The 20,863-nt window shown below is 66.6% G+C and carries 24 protein-coding genes; 7 read left to right on the top strand and 17 right to left on the bottom strand.

The window, feature by feature from the left end; all coding sequences use genetic code 11:
• Positions 1-2: 2 nt before the first annotated feature.
• The 4 genes from kdpA to AC6IY7_RS04935 are packed head-to-tail and all read right to left on the bottom strand — an operon-like array spanning position 3 to position 2,210.
• Positions 3-1,712, bottom strand: coding sequence for a potassium-transporting ATPase subunit KdpA (gene kdpA / locus AC6IY7_RS04950; RefSeq protein ID WP_497781951.1), 1,710 nt, complete (start codon positions 1,710-1,712; stop codon positions 3-5).
• 34 nt (positions 1,713-1,746) lie between these two features.
• Complete coding sequence (kdpF, locus tag AC6IY7_RS04945) at positions 1,747-1,833, bottom strand: K(+)-transporting ATPase subunit F (RefSeq protein ID WP_497782785.1); 87 nt, start codon at positions 1,831-1,833, stop codon at positions 1,747-1,749.
• 12 nt (positions 1,834-1,845) lie between these two features.
• Positions 1,846-1,980, bottom strand: a complete 135-nt coding sequence (locus tag AC6IY7_RS04940; protein WP_497781950.1) for a hypothetical protein — start codon at positions 1,978-1,980, stop codon at positions 1,846-1,848.
• Positions 1,977-2,210 carry a hypothetical protein gene (locus AC6IY7_RS04935; protein ID WP_497781949.1) on the bottom strand — a complete coding sequence of 78 codons (234 nt, stop codon included), beginning with the start codon at positions 2,208-2,210 and terminating at the stop codon, positions 1,977-1,979. The genes AC6IY7_RS04940 and AC6IY7_RS04935 overlap by 4 nt, the downstream gene beginning before the upstream one ends.
• Before the next feature lie 199 nt (positions 2,211-2,409).
• Here AC6IY7_RS04935 and AC6IY7_RS04930 point away from each other — a divergent pair, with 199 nt between their 5' ends.
• From AC6IY7_RS04930 to AC6IY7_RS04920, 3 genes are all read left to right on the top strand, one after another.
• Entirely contained in the window at positions 2,410-5,112 is a 2,703-nt protein-coding gene (locus tag AC6IY7_RS04930; RefSeq protein WP_497781948.1) for a DUF4118 domain-containing protein, read from the top strand.
• 161 nt (positions 5,113-5,273) lie between these two features.
• A complete protein-coding gene (locus AC6IY7_RS04925) occupies positions 5,274-5,600 on the top strand; it encodes a hypothetical protein (RefSeq protein ID WP_497781946.1) in 327 nt (108 codons plus the stop codon).
• A gap of 176 nt (positions 5,601-5,776) precedes the next feature.
• Positions 5,777-6,097, top strand: a complete 321-nt coding sequence (locus AC6IY7_RS04920) for a hypothetical protein (protein WP_497781945.1) — start codon at positions 5,777-5,779, stop codon at positions 6,095-6,097.
• Between the two features lie 19 nt (positions 6,098-6,116).
• On the opposite strand, the gene AC6IY7_RS04915 is transcribed toward AC6IY7_RS04920, so the two are convergent.
• From AC6IY7_RS04915 to nth, 4 genes are all read right to left on the bottom strand, one after another.
• A complete protein-coding gene (locus AC6IY7_RS04915) occupies positions 6,117-7,349 on the bottom strand; it encodes a hypothetical protein (protein WP_497781944.1) in 1,233 nt (410 codons plus the stop codon).
• A gap of 119 nt (positions 7,350-7,468) precedes the next feature.
• Positions 7,469-8,581, bottom strand: coding sequence for a tRNA epoxyqueuosine(34) reductase QueG (gene queG / locus AC6IY7_RS04910; protein ID WP_497782784.1), 1,113 nt, complete (start codon positions 8,579-8,581; stop codon positions 7,469-7,471).
• Positions 8,582-8,595: 14 nt separating this feature from the next.
• Positions 8,596-9,288, bottom strand: a complete 693-nt coding sequence (locus AC6IY7_RS04905) for a glutathione S-transferase family protein (protein WP_497781942.1) — start codon at positions 9,286-9,288, stop codon at positions 8,596-8,598.
• A gap of 465 nt (positions 9,289-9,753) precedes the next feature.
• Entirely contained in the window at positions 9,754-10,443 is a 690-nt protein-coding gene (nth, locus tag AC6IY7_RS04900) for an endonuclease III (protein WP_497781940.1), read from the bottom strand.
• Between the two features lie 44 nt (positions 10,444-10,487).
• Here nth and AC6IY7_RS04895 point away from each other — a divergent pair, with 44 nt between their 5' ends.
• Genes AC6IY7_RS04895 through AC6IY7_RS04885 form a run of 3 tightly spaced genes read left to right on the top strand, consistent with a single transcriptional unit; the run spans position 10,488 to position 12,318 of the window.
• The gene (locus AC6IY7_RS04895; protein ID WP_497781939.1) at positions 10,488-11,000 is read left to right on the top strand and encodes a DUF2244 domain-containing protein; all 513 of its coding nucleotides are present in this window, start codon (positions 10,488-10,490) and stop codon (positions 10,998-11,000) included.
• A gap of 47 nt (positions 11,001-11,047) precedes the next feature.
• Positions 11,048-12,025 carry a methylated-DNA--[protein]-cysteine S-methyltransferase gene (locus AC6IY7_RS04890; protein ID WP_497781938.1) on the top strand — a complete coding sequence of 326 codons (978 nt, stop codon included), beginning with the start codon at positions 11,048-11,050 and terminating at the stop codon, positions 12,023-12,025.
• Positions 12,022-12,318 (top strand): DUF1640 domain-containing protein, encoded by a 297-nt coding sequence (locus AC6IY7_RS04885; RefSeq protein WP_497781937.1) that lies wholly within the window; start codon positions 12,022-12,024, stop codon positions 12,316-12,318. The genes AC6IY7_RS04890 and AC6IY7_RS04885 overlap by 4 nt, the downstream gene beginning before the upstream one ends.
• Positions 12,319-12,328: 10 nt before the next feature.
• On the opposite strand, the gene AC6IY7_RS04880 is transcribed toward AC6IY7_RS04885, so the two are convergent.
• Both AC6IY7_RS04880 and AC6IY7_RS04875 read right to left on the bottom strand, forming a co-directional pair.
• Positions 12,329-12,982: a DedA family protein gene (locus AC6IY7_RS04880; RefSeq protein ID WP_497781936.1), complete on the bottom strand. Its 654-nt coding sequence runs from the start codon at positions 12,980-12,982 to the stop codon at positions 12,329-12,331.
• 91 nt (positions 12,983-13,073) lie between these two features.
• Positions 13,074-13,583 (bottom strand): hypothetical protein, encoded by a 510-nt coding sequence (locus AC6IY7_RS04875; protein ID WP_497781934.1) that lies wholly within the window; start codon positions 13,581-13,583, stop codon positions 13,074-13,076.
• A 324-nt stretch (positions 13,584-13,907) separates the two neighbouring features.
• Between AC6IY7_RS04875 and AC6IY7_RS04870 the strand changes: the two genes are divergently transcribed.
• Positions 13,908-14,195 carry a hypothetical protein gene (locus AC6IY7_RS04870; protein WP_497781932.1) on the top strand — a complete coding sequence of 96 codons (288 nt, stop codon included), beginning with the start codon at positions 13,908-13,910 and terminating at the stop codon, positions 14,193-14,195.
• Between the two features lie 79 nt (positions 14,196-14,274).
• Here the strand turns inward: AC6IY7_RS04870 and AC6IY7_RS04865 are convergent, their stop codons facing one another.
• From AC6IY7_RS04865 to AC6IY7_RS04835, 7 genes are all read right to left on the bottom strand, one after another.
• A complete protein-coding gene (locus AC6IY7_RS04865; RefSeq protein ID WP_497781931.1) occupies positions 14,275-14,715 on the bottom strand; it encodes a VOC family protein in 441 nt (146 codons plus the stop codon).
• A gap of 141 nt (positions 14,716-14,856) precedes the next feature.
• Positions 14,857-15,051 carry a hypothetical protein gene (locus AC6IY7_RS04860; protein WP_497781930.1) on the bottom strand — a complete coding sequence of 65 codons (195 nt, stop codon included), beginning with the start codon at positions 15,049-15,051 and terminating at the stop codon, positions 14,857-14,859.
• Positions 15,052-15,285: 234 nt separating this feature from the next.
• A complete protein-coding gene (locus AC6IY7_RS04855) occupies positions 15,286-16,182 on the bottom strand; it encodes a radical SAM protein (RefSeq protein WP_497781928.1) in 897 nt (298 codons plus the stop codon).
• Between the two features lie 56 nt (positions 16,183-16,238).
• The gene (locus AC6IY7_RS04850; RefSeq protein ID WP_497781927.1) at positions 16,239-17,093 is read right to left on the bottom strand and encodes an energy transducer TonB; all 855 of its coding nucleotides are present in this window, start codon (positions 17,091-17,093) and stop codon (positions 16,239-16,241) included.
• Entirely contained in the window at positions 17,090-17,539 is a 450-nt protein-coding gene (locus AC6IY7_RS04845; protein ID WP_497781925.1) for an ExbD/TolR family protein, read from the bottom strand. Before AC6IY7_RS04845 ends, AC6IY7_RS04850 begins: the two co-directional genes overlap by 4 nt.
• Positions 17,540-18,187, bottom strand: coding sequence for a MotA/TolQ/ExbB proton channel family protein (locus AC6IY7_RS04840; RefSeq protein WP_497781923.1), 648 nt, complete (start codon positions 18,185-18,187; stop codon positions 17,540-17,542).
• Positions 18,188-18,324: 137 nt separating this feature from the next.
• On the bottom strand, positions 18,325-20,790 hold the full coding sequence (locus AC6IY7_RS04835; RefSeq protein ID WP_497781922.1) for a TonB-dependent receptor: 2,466 nt from the start codon (positions 20,788-20,790) through the stop codon (positions 18,325-18,327).
• Positions 20,791-20,863: the final 73 nt, after the last annotated feature.

Here is a 20,863-nt window from a genome sequence, read left to right as displayed (position 1 = left end):
GTTCAGAACAGCTTGCCGGCCTGCAGCTGGAAATGCTCGACGATGGGGCCGAGCGCCAGCGCAGGGAAATATTGCAGCAGATAGAGGATGACGATGACGCCGATCAGCAATCCGACGAATAGCGGACCATGCGTCGGGAAGGCGCCGATCGACGCCGGCGCCCGTTTCTTCTGCGCGAGCGCGCCGGCGATGGCGAGCACCGGAATCACATAGGCGAAGCGGCCGAAGGCCATGGCGAGGCCGAGCGTCGTATTGTACCAGAGCGTGTTGCCGGAGAGCCCCGCGAAGGCCGAGCCATTATTGTCGGTCGTCGAGGCGAAGGCGTAGAGGATCTCCGAGAGCCCGTGCGGACCGGCGTTGTTGAGGCTGTCGAGGCCGGTCTTCACCAGAACGGAGGCCGCCGAAAAGCCGAGCACGCAGAGCGGATAGACGAGCACGGCGAGCATGGCGAGCTTCATCTCGCGCGTCTCGATCTTCTTGCCGAGATATTCCGGCGTGCGGCCGACCATGAGGCCGGCGACGAAGACGGCGATGACGACGAGAACGAGGAAGCCGTAGAGTCCCGCGCCGACGCCGCCGGGCGCGATCGAGCCCATCAGCATGTTGAACAGCGGCACGAGTCCGCCGAGCGGCATGAAGGAATCATGCATGGAATTGACCGCGCCCGTGCTGGTGCCGGTCGTCGCCGCGGCGAAGAGCGCGCTGGTGGCGACGCCGAAGCGCACTTCCTTGCCTTCCATATTGCCGGGCGACGAATCGACGCCGATCTCGGTGAGCAGCGGATTGCCGCCGGCCTCCGCCCAATAGGCGACGACGACGCCGGCGACGAGCACGATCATCATGGTGATCGCGATGGCGCGGCCTTGGCGCATATCGCCGACGACGCGCCCGAAAGCGAAGGCGAGCGAGAAGGGAATGACGAGCAGCGCGAAAATCTCGAGCGAATTGGTGATGGCGTCGGGACTCTCGAATGGATGCGCGGAATTGGCGTTGAAGAAGCCGCCGCCATTGGTTCCAAGCTCCTTGATCGCCTCCTGGCTGGCGACCGGGCCGATCGAGATGATCTGCTTGGCGCCCTCGAGCGTCGTCGCCTCGAGCGAGCCGAGAAGCGTCTGCGGAACGCCGAGCGCGACGAGGACGAGCGCGAAGACGATGGACAGCGGCAGCAGCACATAGAGCGTGGAGCGCGTGATATCGACCCAGAAATTGCCGACCGTCGGCGACTCTGCGCGCGCAAAGCCGCGCGCCAGCGCGAAAGCCATGGCGAGGCCGGTTGCCGCGGAGACGAAATTATGCACGGTGAGCCCGAGCATTTGCGTCAGATGGCTCATCGTCGTCTCGCCGGCGTAATTCTGCCAATTGGTGTTGGTGACGAAGCTGATCGACGTGTTGAAGGCGAGATCGGGCGGAACCGGATCGAAGCCCTGCGGATCCAGCGGCAGCAGATGCTGGAATCGCTGCAGCGCATAGAGCGAGACGAAGCCGGCGACGCTGAAGACGAGCATGGCGATCGCATAGGAGAGCCAGCTCTGCTCGCGCGCCGGATCGACGCCCGACAATTTGTAGAAAAGCCTCTCGACCGGCGCGAGGATCGGCGAGAGAAAATTGCGCTGGCCGGAGAGCACGCGCGCGACATAGGCGCCGAGTGGAACGGCTGCGGCCAGCACGGCTGCGAGCACGATCGCGATTTGCGCCAGACCGATGGCGTTCATTTTGTGGTCCTTTGGCAAAAGTCGGACGATGCCGTCAGAACTTTTCGGGATGAAGAAGCGTGTAGACGAGATAGGCGCCGAGCAAGACGGCGACGCCCAAGCCGAGCGTGGGTTCGAACATCGACTTGTCCTTTCACAATCTTCCGCAGAAACGCGCATAGGCTCCCATCAGCGCGAAGAAGATGGCGCTGAGGCAAAGATAGACGAGGTCGAGCATGGACTGGCTCCGTATCGATGATGTGTCGGAGATGAATGAGCTCACGCTCACGCGAATTTTCGGTCCTGCGACGCTCCGGCTCGACGCAGCTCCGCGTATCGCGCTTTCAGCAGGCGGCGACGGCGCAAAAGCAGAATGAGGGCTCCCGCGCGCGTCACTTTTGGTCTGTCGAGCTCGGCCTTCGCCTTTCGGTCCCAGGCCGTTCGATAGATGCGCCAAGCCGCGGCATAGGCCGCGACGAGCGACAGGACGGCGATCGCCGCGCTGATGATTTGGAACATTCTCGCGTCTCCTGAAGGGTCGACGGCCGCAACATGCGCCGCGGAGCCGTAAAGGAGCCATTCGCGATTCGACGGTTCGTATAAGGGCCTCATAAAGATCGGGCGGAATCGGGGATATTTCGCGCTCGCGCGCTTGCGCGGCCGGCGCGGCTCGAGCATTTTGTTTCGTCGGACCACGAGCGTTGCGAGAGCGTGAACAATGGCGGAGGCGGGAAACGATTTCGAACGCCGACCGAACCCGGATGCGCTTCTCGCGCTCGCGGATCGCGAGAAGCGCGGCAAGCTGCGCGTCTTTCTCGGCGCCGCGCCGGGCGTCGGCAAGACCTACGCCATGCTGGCCCGCGCCCGCGCGCTGAAGACCGACGGCGCCGATGTCGTCATCGGCCTCGTCGAGACGCATGGGCGTCGCGAGACGGAAGCGCTGGCGGAAGGGCTGGAGACGCTGCCGCGGCGCAAAATCGATTATCGCGGCCGCATGCTCGAGGAATTCGACGTCGACGCCGCGCTCGCGCGCCATCCGGCGCTCATCGTCGTCGACGAGCTCGCGCACAGCAATGCGCCGGACAGCCGCCACCCCAAGCGTTGGCAGGATGTCGAGGAGCTGCTCGACGCGGGCGTGGATGTCTGGACCGCGCTCAATATTCAGCATCTCGAAAGTCTCGCCGACGTCGTCTCGCGCATCACCGGCGTCGCCGTGCGCGAGACGGTTCCCGATCGCGTGCTGCAGGATGCGGCCGAGGTCGTGCTCGTCGATGTGACGCCGGACGAGCTGCTGCAGCGCTTGGAAGAGGGCAAGGTCTATGTGCCCGACATGGCGCGCCGCGCCGTGCAGCATTTCTTCACGCCGCGCAATCTCACGGCGCTGCGCGAGCTGGCGCTGCGCCGCACGGCCGAGCGCGTCGACGATCAAATGGTCGACTATCTGCGGCAGAATGCGATCGAAGGCCCTTGGGCGACCTCCGAACGCCTGCTCGTCTGCGTCGGCGGCGACAGTCTGGCGGAGCCCGTCGTGCGCGCCGGCGCGCGCCTCGCGACGGGGCTCAATGCGCAATGGATCGCATTGCATGTCGAGCGCATCGGCGAGGAGGAGCAGGACGCCGAGCGCGCCCGGCGTATCGACGAGGCGCTGCGACTCGCCGAGCGTCTCGGCGGAGAGGTCGAGCGCATCGCCGGGCGCGATCTCGCCGGCGAGGCGCTGCGTTTCGCGCGGCGCGAGAACATCACGCAGATCGTTGTCGGCCGCAGCCACGCGGGGCTGCTGGCGCGGCTGCGGCGCAAATCATTGACCGACGAGATCGTGCGGCGCTCCGACGATATCGCCGTGCAAGTGATCACCGAAGGCCGCGAGAAAGCCGCGGAGGAGACGCGCCGCGCGCCGGCGCATTCGCCGCATCGCGAATTCTGGCGCGGCGTCGGCGCGACGCTGGCCTCGGTCGCTTTCGCCACTCTCATCGCCTGGCCGCTCGACATGTGGCTGCGTCTTCCCAATCTCGGGATGATCTTTCTGGCTTCGGTCGTGTTCTGCGCGCTCGCGGCCGGCGTGTGGTCCGCGGTGGCGGCGTCGATCCTCTCATTCCTCGCTTTCGATTTCTTCTTCGTCGATCCGCGCTACGAGCTCACCATTTCGCAGCCGCACGAGTTTCTGTCGCTGCTCGTCTATAGCTTCGTCGCCATAGTGACGGGCACGCTCGCCGGCCGCGTGCGCGAGCAATCGCGCGCCATGCGCGCGCGGGCGGAGGCGGCGCAATCCTTGTTCGAATTCTCGCGCAAGCTGTCGAGCGCCGCCTCGCTCGACGAGGTTCTATGGGCCGCCGCGGTGCATGCGCAAAAGGCGCTCGACGCCAAATGCGTCGTTCTGCTCGTGCCGGAGGAGGGCGAGTTGACGCTCTCCGCCGCCTGGCCGCCCATCGATCAATTGGACGCCAAGGAGGCCGGCGCCGCGCGCTGGGCCTATGAGCGCGCCGAGCCCGCGGGACTGCGCAGCGGCACTCTGCCCAACATACGTTTCGAGTTTCGCCCGCTGGCGACGACGCGCGGCGTCGTCGCCGTGATCGGCCTCGAGCCGAAGAATGCGGAGGAGGCGCTCTCCGCGCAGAGCGAGAGAATGCTGACCGCCATTCTCGAGCAGACGGCGATCGCCGTCGATCGCTCGCTGCTCGTCGGCGAATCGGTGCGCGCCGCCGCGCTCGAGGAGAATGAGAAGCTGCGCACGACGCTTCTCGCCTCGCTGTCCCATGATCTGCGCACGCCGCTGGCCTCCATCACCGGCGCCGTCACCAGCCTGCGTCAGCTCGGCGAGCGGCTCGCCGATACGGATCGGGTCGATCTCCTCGCCTCGATCGAGGAGGAGGCGGCGCGTTTGTCGCGCTTCGTCGTCAATCTTCTGGACATGTCGCGCATCGAATCGGGCGCGCTCGCGCCGCGCCGCGAACTCGTCGACGTGGGCGAGGCGGCGCGCGCGGCGGTCGAGCGCAGCCGGAAAGAATTTCCGCAGTTGAAGGTCTCGATGAGCCTCGCGCCGGACTTGCCGGCGATTCGCGGCGACTCTGGCCTGCTCGGGCAGATTTTGTTCAACCTGCTCGACAATGCGAATAAATACGGGGGCGGCGCGGCCTCCGTCTATGCGCGGCGCGACGGCGCCGATCTGCTGCTCACCGTGACCGACGAGGGGCCGGGCGTGAAGCCGGGCGATCTCGAGCGCATTTTCGAGAAATTCTATCGCGGCGGGCGCGTCGACGGCCGCAAAGCCGGCACCGGCCTCGGCCTCTCCATCTGCCGCGGGCTCGTCGAGGCGATGGGCGGAACCATTGTCGCGCAGAGCCCGGCGATTCGTCGCAAGGGCACACGCATCGTGCTGCGTTTTCCCATTCCGGAGCAGCCGCGCGCCGCCGCTGTGGCGTGAACGCATCGCTCGGCGAAAATCGCGCGAGCGTGAACGTCGCGGCCACGTTTTCGCCGTTCATTTACGTTTTCTGGCTTTCATCGACGCGCTCGGCGCGCGCAGAGGGTGCGACTCGGGGACAAGCCGTCCGAGCGAAGCCCCGGGGGGTCATGGAGAAAGTCATGAAGGAGATTTCGGCACGGAAAATCGCGAGCGTCTTCGTCGCGCTCGGGCTCGGCGTCGCGCCGATCATGACGGCCGCGCCGGCCGCCGCGGGCGATCCGGGCGCGGCCATTGCGGCCGGCATCGGCGGTTTCGCGCTCGGCGCGCTCGCCGGCAGCGCGGGGCGTCCGGTTCCGCCGCCGCCGCCCTATTATGGCGCGCCCGCCTATTATCCGGCCCCCGTCTATGAAGCGCCGCCGCCCTATCGCTGCTGGCGCGAGCGTCGCCCCGTGTTCGACGAATATGGCGTCGTCGTCGGCTATCGTCCGACTCGCGTCTGCGAGTGAGGCCGGGGCGAGGCGCCGTCCTCGCCCTTTGCCCTCTTCCTTGGCCCTCGCCCCTTCGGATTCTACGGTCCCTGCAACCCTGACCGACGTCGCCGCGTTACAGCCCATGAGAGGCGCGGCCGACGCTTCGGGGAGAGGCGTTCGCTCCCGTCGGCCTTCGCCGGGAGCGTCGCATCATGGCCGTATCGCGTAAGCCCTCCTCGACCCGCAATTCGCGCATTCTCGTCGGCGTGACCCTCGCCGCCTGCCTCGGCGCGTCGCTCGCCGCCACGCCGTCGCTCGGCGCGCGCTCCGACGCCCCCATCCTCGCGGCTCCGATCGAACGCGTCGCCTTCGGCGACAGCGCGACGGCGCTGCGGCCTTTCGGCTCCGGGCCGGCCATATTGGTCGGCCGCGCCTATGGCGCCGATGACGAGGATTGCGTGCTGGCCGTCTCGCGAGTCGAGGGCTCGGACGGCGAGGTCAGCGTGGCGCGAGGCATCGTGTGTCCGCAGTGAGGCGAGATCCGCCGAGCCTTCAGCGCACGGCGATGCGGCCCATGCCCCAATTGGGCTCGACGCGCGGACGGCGCGTGCGGAACTGACCCTTCAGCACCAGAGCGAAGGCGATGGCGTCGAGGCCGGCGAGCGTCAGCCACCAGAGCTGCTCGGCCGCCGGACCCAGCACGCAGATCGTCAGCCCCGTCGCCAATCCGCCGAGCAGGAAGGGCGCGAGCACCGGCCGCGTCCGCCCGATGATATAAAAGGCGCGGGCGACGATCGCCGCGAGGCCGAGCGCGCCGAGAATTCCGAGATCGAACCACACCTGGAACAACAGGCTGCGCGGCGTGTCCGGGTAGAGATAATGGCCGGCGACGCCGAACACGGCGGCGCCGAAGCCATGGCCGATGAGCAGCCGCGGCCCGTCATTGGCGATGATCCGGCCCCAGCTCTCGAGCGGCGCCGCGAAGGCGGGCAGGCGCTCGGGCGCGGCGAAATGCAGGAGCATAGGCGCCAGCGGCGCGAGCAGGATCAAGGCCGCCGAGGAAATCGCCAGAATCGAGCCGGCGCGCCGCGCCTTGCCGAAGGACAGCGCCAGCACCAGAGCGCCGGCGATGAGCGCCGGCAGAGCGTTGGGCGCGCGCGCCAGCAGGCAGGCTGCGACGCTGACGAGAGCGACGACGGCGGCGGACACCCAGCGGCCACGCAGCGCCAGCGCGCCGAGCGCCGGCCAGATCGCCAGCGCCAGGCCGAGGCCGGCGCGCTGCAAGGCGTTGCTGTCGAGATCGACGGGCTGATCGCCGCCGCCCGCCGAGAGAAAAGCGACGGCGGCGAGCGCCGCGGCGGCGGCGCCGGTGCCGATCGGCAGAAGATTGAGATTGGAGGTTTTTGTGCGCGCCGGCAGCAGCGCGCAGGCGGCGGCGACCAGCGCCAAGGTCGCGGCGCTCTTGGCGTAGCGCTCGGCCGGGCCGGCGCCGAAGGGCGTCCAGGCGAGCGACAGTCCCGTCCAGCCGACGAAGAAGAAGGCGGCCAAAGCCGTCGGCGTCAGCGCCAGCACGGCGATCTCCCGCAAGCGCCGCGTCCCCGGCGCGAGGCTGGCGGAGAGCAGCAGCAGAGCGGCGCCGATGGGCAGCAGAATATAGATCGTCTGCCGCGTCAGGATCGGCGCGAGCTGCGAGATGATGAACAGCAGCATGATGCTGAGACGCGCGAGAAGGCGCGCCGCCTCGGCGGCCGGATCATCGATTGTGCGTCGCGAAACATTGGACATGGCGGCGGCGTTCGGCGTGAGGCGCGAGCCCGAGGGGCGGCGCGGAGAACTCTACTGTTTGCGGTTTGGCGAATCCATGGACGCGCCGGCGTTGCGCCGCGGCAATCTGCGCCGCGACGTCACTTTTTCGAGAGGTGTGTCTCTTTTGCCCACTCCTCACGTACGGCGGCGTCGTCCTCTCGCGGGAGGGCTTTCCCGGCGAGAGCGGCGAAATCTCCCGGGGGCAGGAGGCGCGCCAGCGCCCAGACCGCCGCGCCGCGCGCCAGCGGTGAGGGATCGCCGAGCAGCGGCTCGACCGCAGAGGCGAGCGCTGGAATTTTCGAATTGCCGATCGCGATCGCCACATTGCGGCGAAAGCGGGCGTGGCCGAGCCGCTTGACCGGCGTTCCCGCGAACATTGCGCGAAAGCCCGGATCGTCGAGGGCGGCGAGATCGGCGAGGGCGGGCTCGGCCAGCTCCTCGCGCAGAGTGAGCTTGGCGTCGCGTGTCGCTTGCGCGAATTTGTTCCAGGGGCAGACGGCGAGACAATCGTCGCAGCCGAACACGCGATTGCCGATCGCATCTCGAAACTCGCGCGGAATCTGGCCCTTGTGCTCGATGGTGAGATAGGCGACGCAGCGCCGCGCATCGAGCCGATAGGGCGCCGGAAAGGCCTTGGTCGGGCAAATGTCGAGGCATTTGCGGCAGGAGCCGCAATGGTCCTGTTCCGGCGCGTCCGGCGCGAGCGAAAGATCGGTGAAGATCGCGCCGAGCAGCAGCCAGGAGCCGAAGCGCCGCGAGACGAGATTGGTGTGCTTGCCCTGCCAGCCGAGCCCGGCGGCCTCGGCCAGCGGCTTCTCCATCACCGGCGCCGTGTCGACGAAGACCTTGACCTCGCCGCCGCCCGCTTGCGCCAGCAGAAAGCCGGCGAGCTGCTTCAGCCGGCCTTTGATGACCTCGTGATAATCGCGCCGGCGCGCGTAGAGCGAGATCGCGCCGCGATCGGGCTTCGCCAGAATCGCCAGCGGATCGCCTTCCGCGCCATAATCGACGCCGAGCATGACGATGGAGCGGGCCTGCGGCCACAGCGCCACGGGCGAAGCGCGGCGATCGGCGGTCTCCTCCATCCAGCCCATATCGCCATGGGCGCCGGCGGCGAGCCATTCGGCGAGACGCTTGCCGGCCTTCGCCGGAGCGCTGGCGGTCGTGATGGCGCAGAGATCGAAGCCGAGTTCGGCCGCGCGGGCGCGCAGGGCCTCCTCGAGGGTCAGAAGTCCAGCTCGGCGTAGACCGGTCCCGGCGTCATGCCCGGCGCGCGATCGGCCAGCAGGGGACGGAAGGCCGGCCGCGACTTGATGCGCTGATACCAGTGCTTGACCGTCTCGTCTTCGTCCCATGGCACGTCGCCCAGATAGTCGACGCAGGAGAGATGGGCCGCCGCCGCGAAATCCGCATAGGTCAGGGATTCGCCCGCCAGCCAGCGCCGCGCCTCGGTCAGATAGCCGATATAGCGGATATGGGGACGCAGATTGGCGCGCGCGACCCGCAGCAGGTCCATGTCCGGCGCGCCGCCGCCGATCTCGGGAGCGAGGAAGCGCTTGTAGACTTTCTCCGTGACCAGATAATTCGTCACCTCGTCGAAGAATTTGACATTGAACCAATCGATCAGCCGGCGCGTCTCGACGCGCTCGCGCAGCCCGCGCGGCATCAGCCGCAGGCCGGTGAAATCGCTCGGCAGGCAATCCTCGAGATATTCGACGATGACGCTCGCCCCCGGAATCACGCTGCCGTCGTCGTCGACGAGCAGCGGCGTCCGGCCGGCGGGGTCGAGCGTCAGAAACTCGCGCCGCCGTTCCGCCGCTCTCTCCTCGATCAGCGTCGTCTCGATTCCATATTCGGCGAGAATCAGCCGCACGAAGCGGGAATGGGGGCAGAGCGGATGATGATAAAGAGTGGGCATGGAGCCGGGAGGTGACGGCGAAACGCCGGAAACTGGGACTGGCCGCACGCGAGCGGAGCTGTCCGTATAAGTCGGCGCGCGCGGCGCGACAAGCGCGGAGATCGGGCGCCGCAGGCTTCAGGATTCGCTTCAATTGTCTGAAAATAATACGCTTATTGCCGACCGGCTCGGGCGCCTGCGAAACCGGCCGCGACCCGCCTTTTTTATGGGCTGCGTTAATGAATGGTTTCTGATTCGTGGCGGGCGCGCGCGCTGCGCGAGGGGCGGAGACTTCGAAGCGCATGACCCCTCCCTCTCTTCGGCTGGCCTATGGCTTCGGTTTAGCGGGAGAGCGGGCCGGCGTTCGTGCGCCGCCGCACATTCCGGGCGCTTTCGCGCTGATAGGCTCGCGCGGCCTGCGCCGCCTTCCGTCGCGTCGCATGCGGGGAGAGGGGAATATTCGTGGCGGTTTCGGCGCCCCGGCCGTCAGATCGTCTTGCCCTCGAAGCGGCAGAGATCGGCGAGGATGCAGCGCTCGCATTCCGGCCGGCGCGCCTTGCACACATAGCGCCCGTGCAGGATCAGCCAGTGATGCGCGTGGAGCTTGAAGCGCTCGGGCACGATTTTCTCGAGGCCTTCCTCCACCTGCTCGACGGTCTTGCCCTTGAAGAGCGGCAGCCGGTTGGAGACGCGGAAAATATGCGTGTCCACCGCGATCACCGGCACGTGAAAGGCGATGTTGAGCACGACATTGGCCGTCTTGCGGCCGACGCCCGGCAGCGCCTGCAGCGCCTCGCGATCACAGGGAACCTTGCCGCCGTGCTTCTCGATCAGCTGCGCGCAGAGGGCGATGACGTTCTTCGCCTTGGTGGGATAGAGGCCGATCGTCTTGATGTAGCCGCGGAGCCCTTCGACGCCGAGCGCGAGCATCTTCTGCGGCGTGTCGGCGACTTGGAACAAAGCGCGCGTCGCCTTGTTGACGCCGACGTCGGTGGCCTGCGCGGACAGCACCACGGCGACGAGCAGGGTGAAGATATTCACATGCTCGAGCTCGCCTTTGGGATGCGGATCGGCCGCCTCGAGACGCGCGAAAATCTCCTCGATGCGGGCGGCCTCGCGGCTGCGCGGCGATGCGGGGCGCCGCGCCTTGGCGAGCGGGCTCTTTTCGTTCGGCATAAAGGCGTTATAACTCGACAAACCGGAGAACGAAAGGCGGCGGCGTGACGGCGAGCGCTTCTTCGGCGGACGCCATTGCGGCGGAAGCCATTTATCAGACGCGGCTCATCCCGCATCGCTCGATGACGCCGCGACAGGCGCATGTGTTCATCCTGCTGTTCGGCGCGGGAACATGCGTGCTGTCGGTTCCCTTCTATATTCTCGGCGCCTGGCCGGTGGTCGGCTTCATGGGGCTGGACGTGCTGGCGCTCTATGTCGCGCTCCGTGTGAGCTTCCGCTCCGCCAGGGCGTTCGAGAGCCTTTGCCTCACCCCCTTCGAGCTCGTCATCGTCAAGAAGAGCGCCTATGGCCTGCGGCAGGAGCGGCGCTTCGACACTTATTGGCTGCGGCTCGAGACGGAGGAGGACGAGGAGTTCGGCATGCAGCGCGTGCTCATCGTCTCGCGCGGCGAGCGTGTCGAGATCGGCGCGTTTCTCGCGCCGGAGCAGAAGGCGGCGCTCGCCGAGGAGCTTTCCCGCGCGTTGGCGACGGCCAAGCGCGGGCCGGTCTATTCCTGATGCGTTTTCGGGTGGCGGCGCCCGCCCGCCCGCGCCATGATGCGCCCATGACGCTGCGCTCCGACAATCCTCTCGCGACAATCCCTCCTCTCGCCGAAGCACGGCCGCAGGAGGATTATGCGAAAGTCGCGGAGACGATCCGCTTCATCGGCGAGAATTGGCGCCGGCAGCCCTCGGTCGAGGACATGGCGGCCGCGGCAGGCCTTTCCGAGGCGCATTTGCGCGCCTTGTTCCGGCGCTGGGCGGGACTCTCGCCCAAGGCCTTCCTCGAGGCGCTGACTTTGCGCCATGCGCGCGCGCTGCTCGGCGGCGAGACGAGCCTGCTCGACGCCTCTCTCTCGCTCGGTCTTTCGGGGCCCTCGCGCCTGCATGATCTCTTCGTGACCCATGAGGCGCTGACGCCGGGCGAGTTCAAGCGCGGCGGCGAGGGGCTGGAGATGCGCTACGGCTTCCACCCTTCGCCTTTCGGCGAAGCGATATTGGTCGCGACGGAGCGCGGTCTCGCCGGGCTCGGCTTCGTCGACGGCGCGCGCGCGGAGGCGTTCGACGATCTTTGCCGCCGTTGGCCGAAGGCGCGATTTTCGCTCGATGGCGCGGCGACCGCAGATTTCGCGCGGCGCGCCTTCGATCCGGCGGAATGGCGGCCAGAGCGGCCCTTGCGCCTCGTGCTGATCGGCTCGGAGTTCGACGTTTCCGTCTGGGAGGCGCTGCTCGACATCGACATGGGCCGGGCGACCACTTACGGGGCGATCGCGCGGCGGCTCGGCAAGCCCGGAGCCGCGCGGGCGGTGGGCGCATCTGTCGGGCGCAACCCCGTTTCCTTCGTCGTGCCCTGCCATCGCGTGCTCGGGGCGAGCGGCGCGCTCACCGGCTACCATTGGGGGCTGACGCGCAAGCAGGCGATCATCGGCTGGGAGGCGGGGCGTTTCGGGCGCGCTCTGGCTGCGCCGAGGGATCCTATAGAACTGGATGCAAAGGCCCAGCCGCGCCATATTGCTGGCGTATCCGATCAGGACCCATCATGAGCGCCGCCGTCGCATTCGATACTTTGAAATTCGTGGAGAAGCTCGAGGCCGCCGGCGTCCCGCACGCCCAGGCGACCGCCGAAGCTTTCGCCGAGGCGACGAGCCAGGAGCTGGCGACCAAGGCCGATCTTGCCGTCGTCGAGTCGAAGATCGAAAAGGCCGAGCTGCGCCTCGAGGCGAAGATCGAGGCCACGAAAGCCGAGATCATCAAATGGCTGTTCGGAACGATCGGCTTTCAGACGCTCGTCATTCTCGGAGCCGTGATAGCGCTCGCTCGGCTCGCGCATAGTTGAGGTCCGCGCGTCACGGCGGGCGATGATCGATGCGTTCGAAATGCGCCTCGGCCTCCTTCGTCAGCCGCTCCTCGTGGATTTTCCAATAGCGCCACAGCAGGAAGGCGCCGATGACGGCGCCGGCGAGGCCGAGCCAGCCGATGGGGCCGGCGACGCGATTGATGGCGGCGCCGAACACATAGCCGCCGAGGCCGAAGACCAGCGACCAGCATATGCCGCCGGCGGCGTTGTAGAACAGGAATTTGAGCGGATCGAAGCGATTGGCGCCGGCGAGCACGGCCGCTAATATGCGCAAAAGCGCGATGAAGCGGCCGAAGAAGACGATGGCGCCGCCCCAGCGCATGAAGAGATACTGCCCCAGCCGCAATTGCGGCGGCCCGACGCCGATATGGGAGCCATAGCGCATCAGCAGCTTCACGCCGAACTCGCGCCCGATCCAGAAGCCGATATTGTCGCCGAGGATCGCGCCCGCCGCCGCGGCCGCTATGACGAGTCCTATGTCCATATTGCCGGAATGGCCGGCATAGATCGCCGCGCCGACGAGCGTCGTCTCGCCGGGGAGGGGAATGCCCGAGCTCTCGAGCGCGACGATGAAGAATATGGCCCAATAGCCATAGGTCGTCAGAATCGAGACAATCGTCGCTTCGTTTATCAATTCTGACATGCGCGGCCCCCGATGCGACATAGGGGCGGCATTGTCACTGCCGGACGGGCCCCGGGCAAGAGGCGCGAAACCAACTGGCGCGAGACCGCCGTCAGCGCGCGTCGGGACGTGCGGCGCGCTGGAGGCGGGCGGCTCCGTCGAAGGAGAGGCCGCCGTCGCGCCGAACGAAGGGCAGTCCAAAGCCCTTCACATCGTCAGCGAATTGCGCGCCGCCCTCCAAGGCCTTTTCGACGACCCTGCGCAGCCCGCTCAATATCGGCTGATCGGAGCCGATCATCTCGCGGGCGAGCTGGGCGCGCTCCGCCTCATCGGCGCGCAGCGCGAAATCGCGCACCACCACGGCCACGAAGCGTCCTTCGCTGACTCCCTTCTCCAGCGCCACGGCGCGGACTCTCTCGGCGAAAACGCCTCCGATGCAGCATGTCGCGGCCTGCGCGACCTGGTCGTTCGAGCATGAATGGATCAGATCGGTGACGAGCATGACCTTCTCTCCGTCCTGCGAACGAAACTCTCCTGTTCCATCGAAATGCATCTTCGGAATTCCCGTATTCTTCGTGCGGCTTCCGCGCGTCGCCGTGTCGGCTTCCGTTCCTCGCAACATGGCTCCCCCACCAACACGCAAAAGCCGGACCAGATTTTTCAAAGTCTTTCCCCGCATTCTCACCTACCGTTATATCGTCACAAAACTGGACTTCATTTGAATCTATTGGGTCGCTCCGGCGTCCCCGCAGGACGCCGCGTAAGCAAAACGTCGTAGAAGTGAAAAGGTTTCATCGCGCTCCCCACCGCGCTCCCGGCCGCACGCGAGGGCGCGGCGGCGGCGATGGCCTTGCCGGCCGTCGAAGCGGCGCGATTTCTGATGGAGAGCCATTGCGGATAGGGCGCGTTCCGCGCCGGTCGCGGCGGCTGTTATGGAGGAATGTCGATGGAACGTCGCGCTTTCATGAAATTTTTCGTCGCTGGCGCGGCGGCGGTCCTCGCCGCCGGTCCCTCGCTGGCGCTCACCTCGGTCGCGCCGCTCGACGCCCCGCGGGCGCCGGAGCCGGCTCCCGAGGCCGCTGTGGCGACCGAAGCCGACCTCGAGCAAGCGAAGGTCGAAAAGACCTATTGGTATTACCGCCGCCGCGTCTGGCGGCCGCGCTGGCGTCGCCGCTTCTACCGGCGCTACTATCGGCCGCGCTACTGGCGCCGCCGCCGCCGCTATTATTACTGAGCGCGCGCCCGAGCAGGCGTTGGTCGCTCGGTCGACGAACGCCTGCCGGGAGTCGCCCGATCGAAATCCCGCTCGGCGCTCACCAGGCGCCGGTGTTCGGCATGGAGCTCCAGGGCTCGGCCGGGGGCAGCGGCGCGCCCTTCTGCAACAGCTCGATCGAGATCTGATCGGGCGAGCGGACGAAGGCCATAAAGCCGTCCCGCGGCGGACGGTTGATGGTGACGCCCGCCGCCTGCAGGCGCGCGCAGACTGCATAAATGTCGTCGACGGCGAAGGCGAGATGGCCGAAATTGCGGCCGCCCGCATAATCATGCTCGTCCCAATTATAGGTGAGCTCGACGAGCGGCGCGCCCGCGCCCTTCGCCTGCGGAAGATCGTCCGGCGCGGCGAGATAGACGAGCGTGTAGCGGCCCTTCTCGCTCTCGGTGCGGCGCACCTCGACGAGGCCGAGCTTGCCGCAGAAGAAGTCCAGCGAGCGGTCGAGATCGCCGACGCGGATCATGGTGTGGAGAAATTGCATGTTTGCGCGCCTTTGGTGCGGTGGGAGGAGGCGAGCATAGCCTCCCCGCCGCTCCGACGCACGCGCCGATCGACGACCGAGAGTCTTTTGTCTCGACGCGTTTCCGACGCCGAACCGGCGTCCGCTTTGGCTGCAAACGCTCTATTGATGGGGCGGAATCTTCAGCGCCGTCTCGAGCGCGATGATCATCGGAATGATGGCTTCCTTCTCCTGCTCGGTCGTCCCGAATTCGACGGATTTCAGCCTTTGCTCGACCTCGTGAATGGTCAATAGGCGTCGCTCCAGGACGATCAAGAGCTCTTTCGCGATCTGCGGCTCGAGCTCGATCTTGATCATGCGCGCATCTTTCCCTTTCGACTAGAGTCTTTCCGTGTTTCATTGAAACACGGAAAGACTCTAGGCTTTTGTTTTGACGCGTTTCCAACGCCGAACCGGTGTCCACTTCGGCTGGAAACGCTCTAATGGTCGACGCGCCGCGCCGAGGGCTTTCGCGTCTCGATTCTGGTCGACCGAGCGTATCATGACCGCGATCGTCGGGGGACGCTGTGCGCCAGCGCATATTGCGAAGCTTCAGAGACCGCGCGCCCAGGCCGGCCGCAGCGGCGCCGCCTCCGGCGCGGCGATGGCGGCGCGCAATTGCTCGAGCAGGCGCGGCTTGTCGGCGCCGAGCGTGCCGCGCAGCACCAGCCAATTGGAGGCATGGTCGCTGCGGAAGACGGTTCGCTTCAATTCCAGCCGCGAGAGGAAAATTTCCATCTCGCGCAGCAGGCCGGGCACGTCGAGCGGTGCGAAATCGGGGAATTTGTCGCGAAACCGCGCTTCGCCCGCGGGGAAGCTGACGACCAGCGTGGCCAGGAACTCCGGCTGGGCGGCGTTGATCAGAGCGGCGGAATGGGCGGCGTGCGCTTCGCTCAACGATGCCCCGCCGAGCCCGTTGAGGATCATCACCGAGCGCTTGACGCCGGCCGCGCCGAGCTTCTCCAGCGCCTCTTGCGTCGAGGCGAAGGTCTCGCCCTTGTCGACCCGCACGAGCACGTCGTCATCGCCCGATTCCGCGCCCACATAGACGAGCGACAGGCCGAGCTCGGCGAGTTCGCGCAGCTCCGCGACGGATTTGCGGCTCACATTGCGCGGCAGGCAATAGCTCGACACGCGGCGCACGCCCGGCAGCTCGCGGCGGATCGCCTCGAGAATGGCTGCGAGACGGCGCGTCGACAAGGTCATGGCGTCGCCATCCGCCAGAAACACGCGCGCCACCAAGGCGCCGTAGATTTCGCCGCAGCGCTTTATGCTCTCCATCACCTCCGCTTCGTCGCGGGGACGGAAGCGCTTCTGCGGCGCGGTGTACATTTCGCAGAAGGCGCAGCGGTTCCACGAGCAGCCGTCGGTCACCGGGAGGATCAGCGATTCCGCTTCGCTCGGCGGGCGAAAGACGGGCTCGACATAGCGGATGGGGGCGTCGGTCATCGCGCAAGTCTAACCCGATGCGGGCCAAACGGAAATATGCTCTCCGCCCCGCCGCCTCAATGGCGAATGTCGAATTTGATCGTCGTGCGGCCATAGAAGCGGCCGGCGGGCGGCGGCGGCGCGATGGTCGCGTCGACCATGGCCAGCGCCGCTCGGTCGAGCGCCTCGTCGCCGGCGGATTTGGCGATTTTCCGTTCGACCATATGTCCGTCGGAGCCGACGGTGAAGACGACGATCGCATCGCCCTTCGAGCCGCCGCGCCGCGCCTGCGGCGGATAGAACATATGCTTCTGAATCTCGGCCAGAACCTTGGCGCCGTAGCGGGCTCGCGTCGCGCCGCTCTGCGTCTTGCGCCCGTCGGTGACGCCGATTTGATCGGCCGAGGAGGAGGAGGCCTCCGAGGCTTCCGCCGCCGCTGTCGCCTGCCGCTGGACCTTGCCCTCGGCGGCGATCGGCTCGACGGGCGTCCGCTCGCTCGCCTTCTCGCGATCGGGACGCTGGTCGAGCGTCGGCTTCGGCTCGTCGTCACGCGGCTTGGCGAGCGGCATGGTGAGCGCGTCGGGCGCCTGAATCTTCGCCTCGGCGAGAGCGAGCGGCGTCGGCGCGTCGGGGGCGGGCGCTTTCGGCGCTTCCGCCATTTGCGCCTCTGCGGCGTCCTGGGCGACCGTGCTGTCGTCGGCGTGGGAGAGCTCGTCGGGGGCGGTGTCGGCGTTCGCCTGCTGCGCCGCCTCGCCGTCCTGAACGTAGGAGACTTCGAAACTGTCGGAGGTCGCGCTCGGCGGCTCCGCCGCGGTCAGCGCCAGAACGCCGAAGGCCGCGAGATGGACGAGGAGCGGCGCCCCGCCCGCCACCGGCCGCAGCCAGCGCGGCCGCAATTGCGGATAGTCTCCGGCCTCGAAGGCGGCGTTCATTTCACGATTCCTTTGTCGGCCGCCTTCGCGCCTTTCGCCTGCATCGACAGGATCGCGATATGGGTCATGCCGTTCGAGGACAGCGCATCCATCAGCGCGACGAGATCGCCGAGCGAGGATTCCTTGTCGCCGCGCAGATGGATGACATGGGAGAGATCGCCGCCGATCTTGGCGCGCACCGCCTCGACGACGCGGTCGAGCGAGATTTCATCGGGACCGAGCATCAGCCTGCCGCCCTTGGCGACGGTGATGACGACGGGCTCTTTCGGATTGACCGGCTTGGCGGCGCGCGCCTGCGGCAAATCGACCTTCATGCCTTGCGCCATCATCGGCGCAGTGACCATGAAGATGATGAGCAGCACCAGCATCACATCGACCAGCGGCGTGACATTGATATCGGACAAGGGCTGGAAGCCGCCCGAGCCGCGTTTGGCGGAGAAGGCCATTCAGGCGGCCTCCGCCATCTTGCGTCCGTGCTCGCCCTCGACGCCGCCGACGAGCGTGATGGCGTGCTCCTCGACATGGTCGCTGAGCGCCTCGCCCGTATGGGCGAGCGTGCCGCCGATGCGGTTGAAGCCGATCGCCGCCGGAATGGCGGCGGCGAGGCCGAAGGCGGTGGCGGCGAGCGCCTCGGCTATGCCCGGCGCGACGACGGCGAGGCTGGTGTCCTGCGAGTCGGCGATGCCGACGAAGCTCGTCATAATGCCCCATACAGTGCCGAACAGGCCGACGAAGGGCGCGACCGAGGAGATGACGGCGAGATTGGGCAGGCCGGCCTCGGTGGCGACGAGCAGCTTGCGGGCGGCGCGGCCGGTGGTCTCGACGATGCGGGAGCGGCGCTCGCCGACGCTCTCGCCGGGGACCATGACGCGCGCGGCGCGCGCCGCCTCCGCCATCACCGGCGCCAGCAGCGGCGAGGGCCGGCCATGTTGCGCCTCGTCGATCGCCTTGCGTAGCCGGCTCGTCAGCACGGCGACTTCTATGATGATCGCCCAGCACCAGAGCGAGGCGGCGCCGAGCGCGATCATGACGATCTTGCCGACGATCCCCGCCTGCATGAATAGCGCGATGGGCGAAATCGATATGGCTTCCATTGAGCTTGATCCTTCGGGCGGCCGGGCTCGCATGTTTCGGCCGCGTCTCTCGGGGCTTCGCATGGCGCCCGTTTACGACGCTTTGATTACGAAATGCCCGGCGACCTGCGCCGCCGGGCGGATTCTGTCGAATAGCCTCAGAAATCGATCTTCAGGCCGCCGTAGAGCAGCCGCCCCGCCTGGAAGGAGTAGGTCAGCTTGGTGTTGGCGACGGAGAGCAAGCCGGTCGGATCGCCCGCGATGGCGGTGACGGAGCGATTGTCGGCGATATTGTTGACGCCGAATTTCACCTCGATCTTATTGTCGTAGCCCCAGTCCTTCAGCCATTGACCGCGCGCGCCGACGACGAGATCGGTCGAAGCGTAGGAGGGAATGTAGTTGAGCGTCGGATTGGTGAGGCCGGCGGCGTAGATCGACGCGAAGGAACGCTGGCCGACGGCGCCCCATTGATCGCCGACCTGCTTGTGCAGCAGCGAGCCGAAGAAGCGTCCATCGTCATAGACGACGCCGCCGACCGCCGTGTAGCGCGGCGCGGCGCCGACATAGAGTCCGGTATATTGCCCCTCGAGGAAGCGGGCGTCGGAGATCGAGCCATTCGCCGTGAGAGCGAGACCATCCATCAGCTGATAGGTCAGCTCCATCTCGACGCCGCGATAGCGCGCGGTTCCGCCGTTCTGGTAATTCTGCGTCTTGTCGGCATTGGTGATGACGATCGGGAAGTTGTTCGCGGTGATCTGATAGACGGCGATGTCCGCGGCGAGCTTCTCGGTCTTGTAGACGGCGCCGAGCTGGAAGTTCGTCGTCGTCTGCGGCTGTATGTTGTTGGCGTCCGGGTTGACGACATAATAGGCCGACACTGTCGGCACCAGGAAGCCGCGCGACGCCTGGCCGTAGACCGCGAGCTCGGGCAGCACCTTGTAGCGCACGGAGAGGAAGGGAAGGCCGGCGCGATAGGTGTGCTCGTAATAGAGCGGCGTGAGCGTCGTCTGATTGATGCGCGCCGTCTGATTGCGGGTGAAGGATATGAATTTATAGCCGGGCGTGATCGAGAGACCTTCGATCGGCTTCCACTCATATTCGATCCAGGGCTGCGCATTCTGATAATGCGAGCCGAGATCGAGCTTGTAGGAGGCTTGATATTGGGCGATCGATGTGGCGATCGGCGGGAAGTCGACGCCATTGGTGTAGTCCGTGTAGAACTGGCGGCGCCAATTGTCGCCGCGCTCCCACCAGACGCCGCTGCGCAGCTGGCCGCTCGCATAGCCTGCGACGACATCGTATTTGGCGTCGAACAAATTGCCCCAGGCGCGATAATTATTGATCTGGAGGAAGCCGATGACGTCCTGCTTCGGCAGATTGAGGCCGGTGGCCTTGGGCTGAACGCCGAAGAGCGAGGACCCCTCGACCGTCTGATCGGCGGAGTTGCGTTGCCACCAAGGATACCAATAGGAATAGGTGTAGGATTTATTGTTGAATTGGATGCCGAAATAATCCCACTTCAGATTGATATATTCCATGTCCGTCTGCTTCTCGGACACGTTATTGCCGAAATATTGCTGCGTCGTCGGATCAGAGCCGACGGCGCTGTAATGAGAGCCGGCGGAATAATATTGCGGATAGGTGATGCTGGTGACGTTACGATAATGCTCGCGGCTGTAATTGCCGAACAAAGTCACATTGACGAGGCCGAAATCGCGATCGGCTTTGATGAGCCAGCCATTCTGCTCGACCGTGCCATATTGTTGCGCGCCGGCCGTGTCGGAATGCGAATATTGCAGCAGAGCGCGCACGCCCGTCGTCTTGTCGAGACCGGTCTGCAAGGTCTCCGTCGTCACGAATGTGCTGTAGCTGCCATAGGAGTTCTCGACGCTGCCGCCGAATTTGTCGGAGAGCTCGAGCGAGCGCAGACCGAGCGTGCCGCCGAAGGTCGCATAGCCCGCCTGCGAGGCCGGGCCGGGCCCGCGATCGACAGTCGCGCCGCCGATGAAGCCGCTCGGAAAATAGGAGGCCGAGTGGTGCGAGGGGTTGTTCTCGTCGCCGAAGGGGATGCCGTCGAAGGTGACGTTGTACTGGCCGTCGGAGAAGCCGCGCCAGCCGCCCTTATTGGTGTCGCCGATGAGGCCGTTGTTGGCCGTGGCGACGGCGCCGGGCGTATATTTGATGATCTCGTTCAGATCCGCGCTCGGCTGGATCATGTCGCGGATGACTTTGTCGCTGACGATCGAGGTCGGCTCGATGGCGTCGAGCGGGGCCTGCGAGGGAGCGAGCGCGGGAGCGGAGCCGGGCGGCGCCTTGGAGCCGACGGCGTTGGAGGCGAAGACCGGGATCTGCGACGCGGCGGGAGCGGCGACGACGGGCGCCGCAGCGGCGACTCGGGCCGCTCCGCGGGAGCCGCCCGCCGTTCCGCTGGTCGTGCGTGCGGCCGCGGCGGCGCGTGGCGCGCGGGCGTGGGCGGTTTTCGCCTTTTTGGGTTTCGCTTGGCGCGAAACCACCGTCAGAGCGCCGATGTCGGTCTGCGCCAGCGCTTCGAGCGGCGCGCCGCCCGCGATGACGACACCGATCGCGAGCGTCGACGCCCGCGCAGTCCAGATGTTTTTCGACATGTCCCCTAACCCGAGCTCTAGCCTGTGAACCATGGCCGTGCGGTTAGAGTCCGGAATCGACGTTTCGCGGACG

This window comes from Methylosinus sp. is20ea, assembly GCF_059718135.1.
Note: the sequence above shows the minus strand (reverse complement) of the source record. Positions and strands in the feature narration are given on the sequence as shown.

Excerpts from the sequence above, each read along its gene's own strand:
- kdpA (WP_497781951.1), bottom strand. The coding sequence starts at position 1,712 with ATGAACGCCATCGGTCTGGCGCAAATCGCGATCGTGCTCGCAGCCGTG.
- kdpF (WP_497782785.1), bottom strand. The coding sequence starts at position 1,833 with ATGTTCGAACCCACGCTCGGCTTGGGCGTCGCCGTCTTGCTCGGCGCC.
- AC6IY7_RS04935 (WP_497781949.1), bottom strand. The coding sequence starts at position 2,210 with ATGTTCCAAATCATCAGCGCGGCGATCGCCGTCCTGTCGCTCGTCGCG.
- AC6IY7_RS04930 (WP_497781948.1), top strand. The coding sequence starts at position 2,410 with ATGGCGGAGGCGGGAAACGATTTCGAACGCCGACCGAACCCGGATGCG.
- AC6IY7_RS04925 (WP_497781946.1), top strand. The coding sequence starts at position 5,274 with ATGAAGGAGATTTCGGCACGGAAAATCGCGAGCGTCTTCGTCGCGCTC.
- AC6IY7_RS04920 (WP_497781945.1), top strand. The coding sequence starts at position 5,777 with ATGGCCGTATCGCGTAAGCCCTCCTCGACCCGCAATTCGCGCATTCTC.
- AC6IY7_RS04915 (WP_497781944.1), bottom strand. The coding sequence starts at position 7,349 with ATGTCCAATGTTTCGCGACGCACAATCGATGATCCGGCCGCCGAGGCG.
- AC6IY7_RS04905 (WP_497781942.1), bottom strand. The coding sequence starts at position 9,288 with ATGCCCACTCTTTATCATCATCCGCTCTGCCCCCATTCCCGCTTCGTG.
- nth (WP_497781940.1), bottom strand. The coding sequence starts at position 10,443 with ATGCCGAACGAAAAGAGCCCGCTCGCCAAGGCGCGGCGCCCCGCATCG.
- AC6IY7_RS04890 (WP_497781938.1), top strand. The coding sequence starts at position 11,048 with ATGACGCTGCGCTCCGACAATCCTCTCGCGACAATCCCTCCTCTCGCC.
- AC6IY7_RS04885 (WP_497781937.1), top strand. The coding sequence starts at position 12,022 with ATGAGCGCCGCCGTCGCATTCGATACTTTGAAATTCGTGGAGAAGCTC.
- AC6IY7_RS04880 (WP_497781936.1), bottom strand. The coding sequence starts at position 12,982 with ATGTCAGAATTGATAAACGAAGCGACGATTGTCTCGATTCTGACGACC.
- AC6IY7_RS04875 (WP_497781934.1), bottom strand. The coding sequence starts at position 13,583 with ATGTTGCGAGGAACGGAAGCCGACACGGCGACGCGCGGAAGCCGCACG.
- AC6IY7_RS04870 (WP_497781932.1), top strand. The coding sequence starts at position 13,908 with ATGGAACGTCGCGCTTTCATGAAATTTTTCGTCGCTGGCGCGGCGGCG.
- AC6IY7_RS04865 (WP_497781931.1), bottom strand. The coding sequence starts at position 14,715 with ATGCAATTTCTCCACACCATGATCCGCGTCGGCGATCTCGACCGCTCG.
- AC6IY7_RS04860 (WP_497781930.1), bottom strand. The coding sequence starts at position 15,051 with ATGATCAAGATCGAGCTCGAGCCGCAGATCGCGAAAGAGCTCTTGATC.
- AC6IY7_RS04855 (WP_497781928.1), bottom strand. The coding sequence starts at position 16,182 with ATGACCGACGCCCCCATCCGCTATGTCGAGCCCGTCTTTCGCCCGCCG.
- AC6IY7_RS04850 (WP_497781927.1), bottom strand. The coding sequence starts at position 17,093 with ATGAACGCCGCCTTCGAGGCCGGAGACTATCCGCAATTGCGGCCGCGC.
- AC6IY7_RS04845 (WP_497781925.1), bottom strand. The coding sequence starts at position 17,539 with ATGGCCTTCTCCGCCAAACGCGGCTCGGGCGGCTTCCAGCCCTTGTCC.
- AC6IY7_RS04840 (WP_497781923.1), bottom strand. The coding sequence starts at position 18,187 with ATGGAAGCCATATCGATTTCGCCCATCGCGCTATTCATGCAGGCGGGG.
- AC6IY7_RS04835 (WP_497781922.1), bottom strand. The coding sequence starts at position 20,790 with ATGTCGAAAAACATCTGGACTGCGCGGGCGTCGACGCTCGCGATCGGT.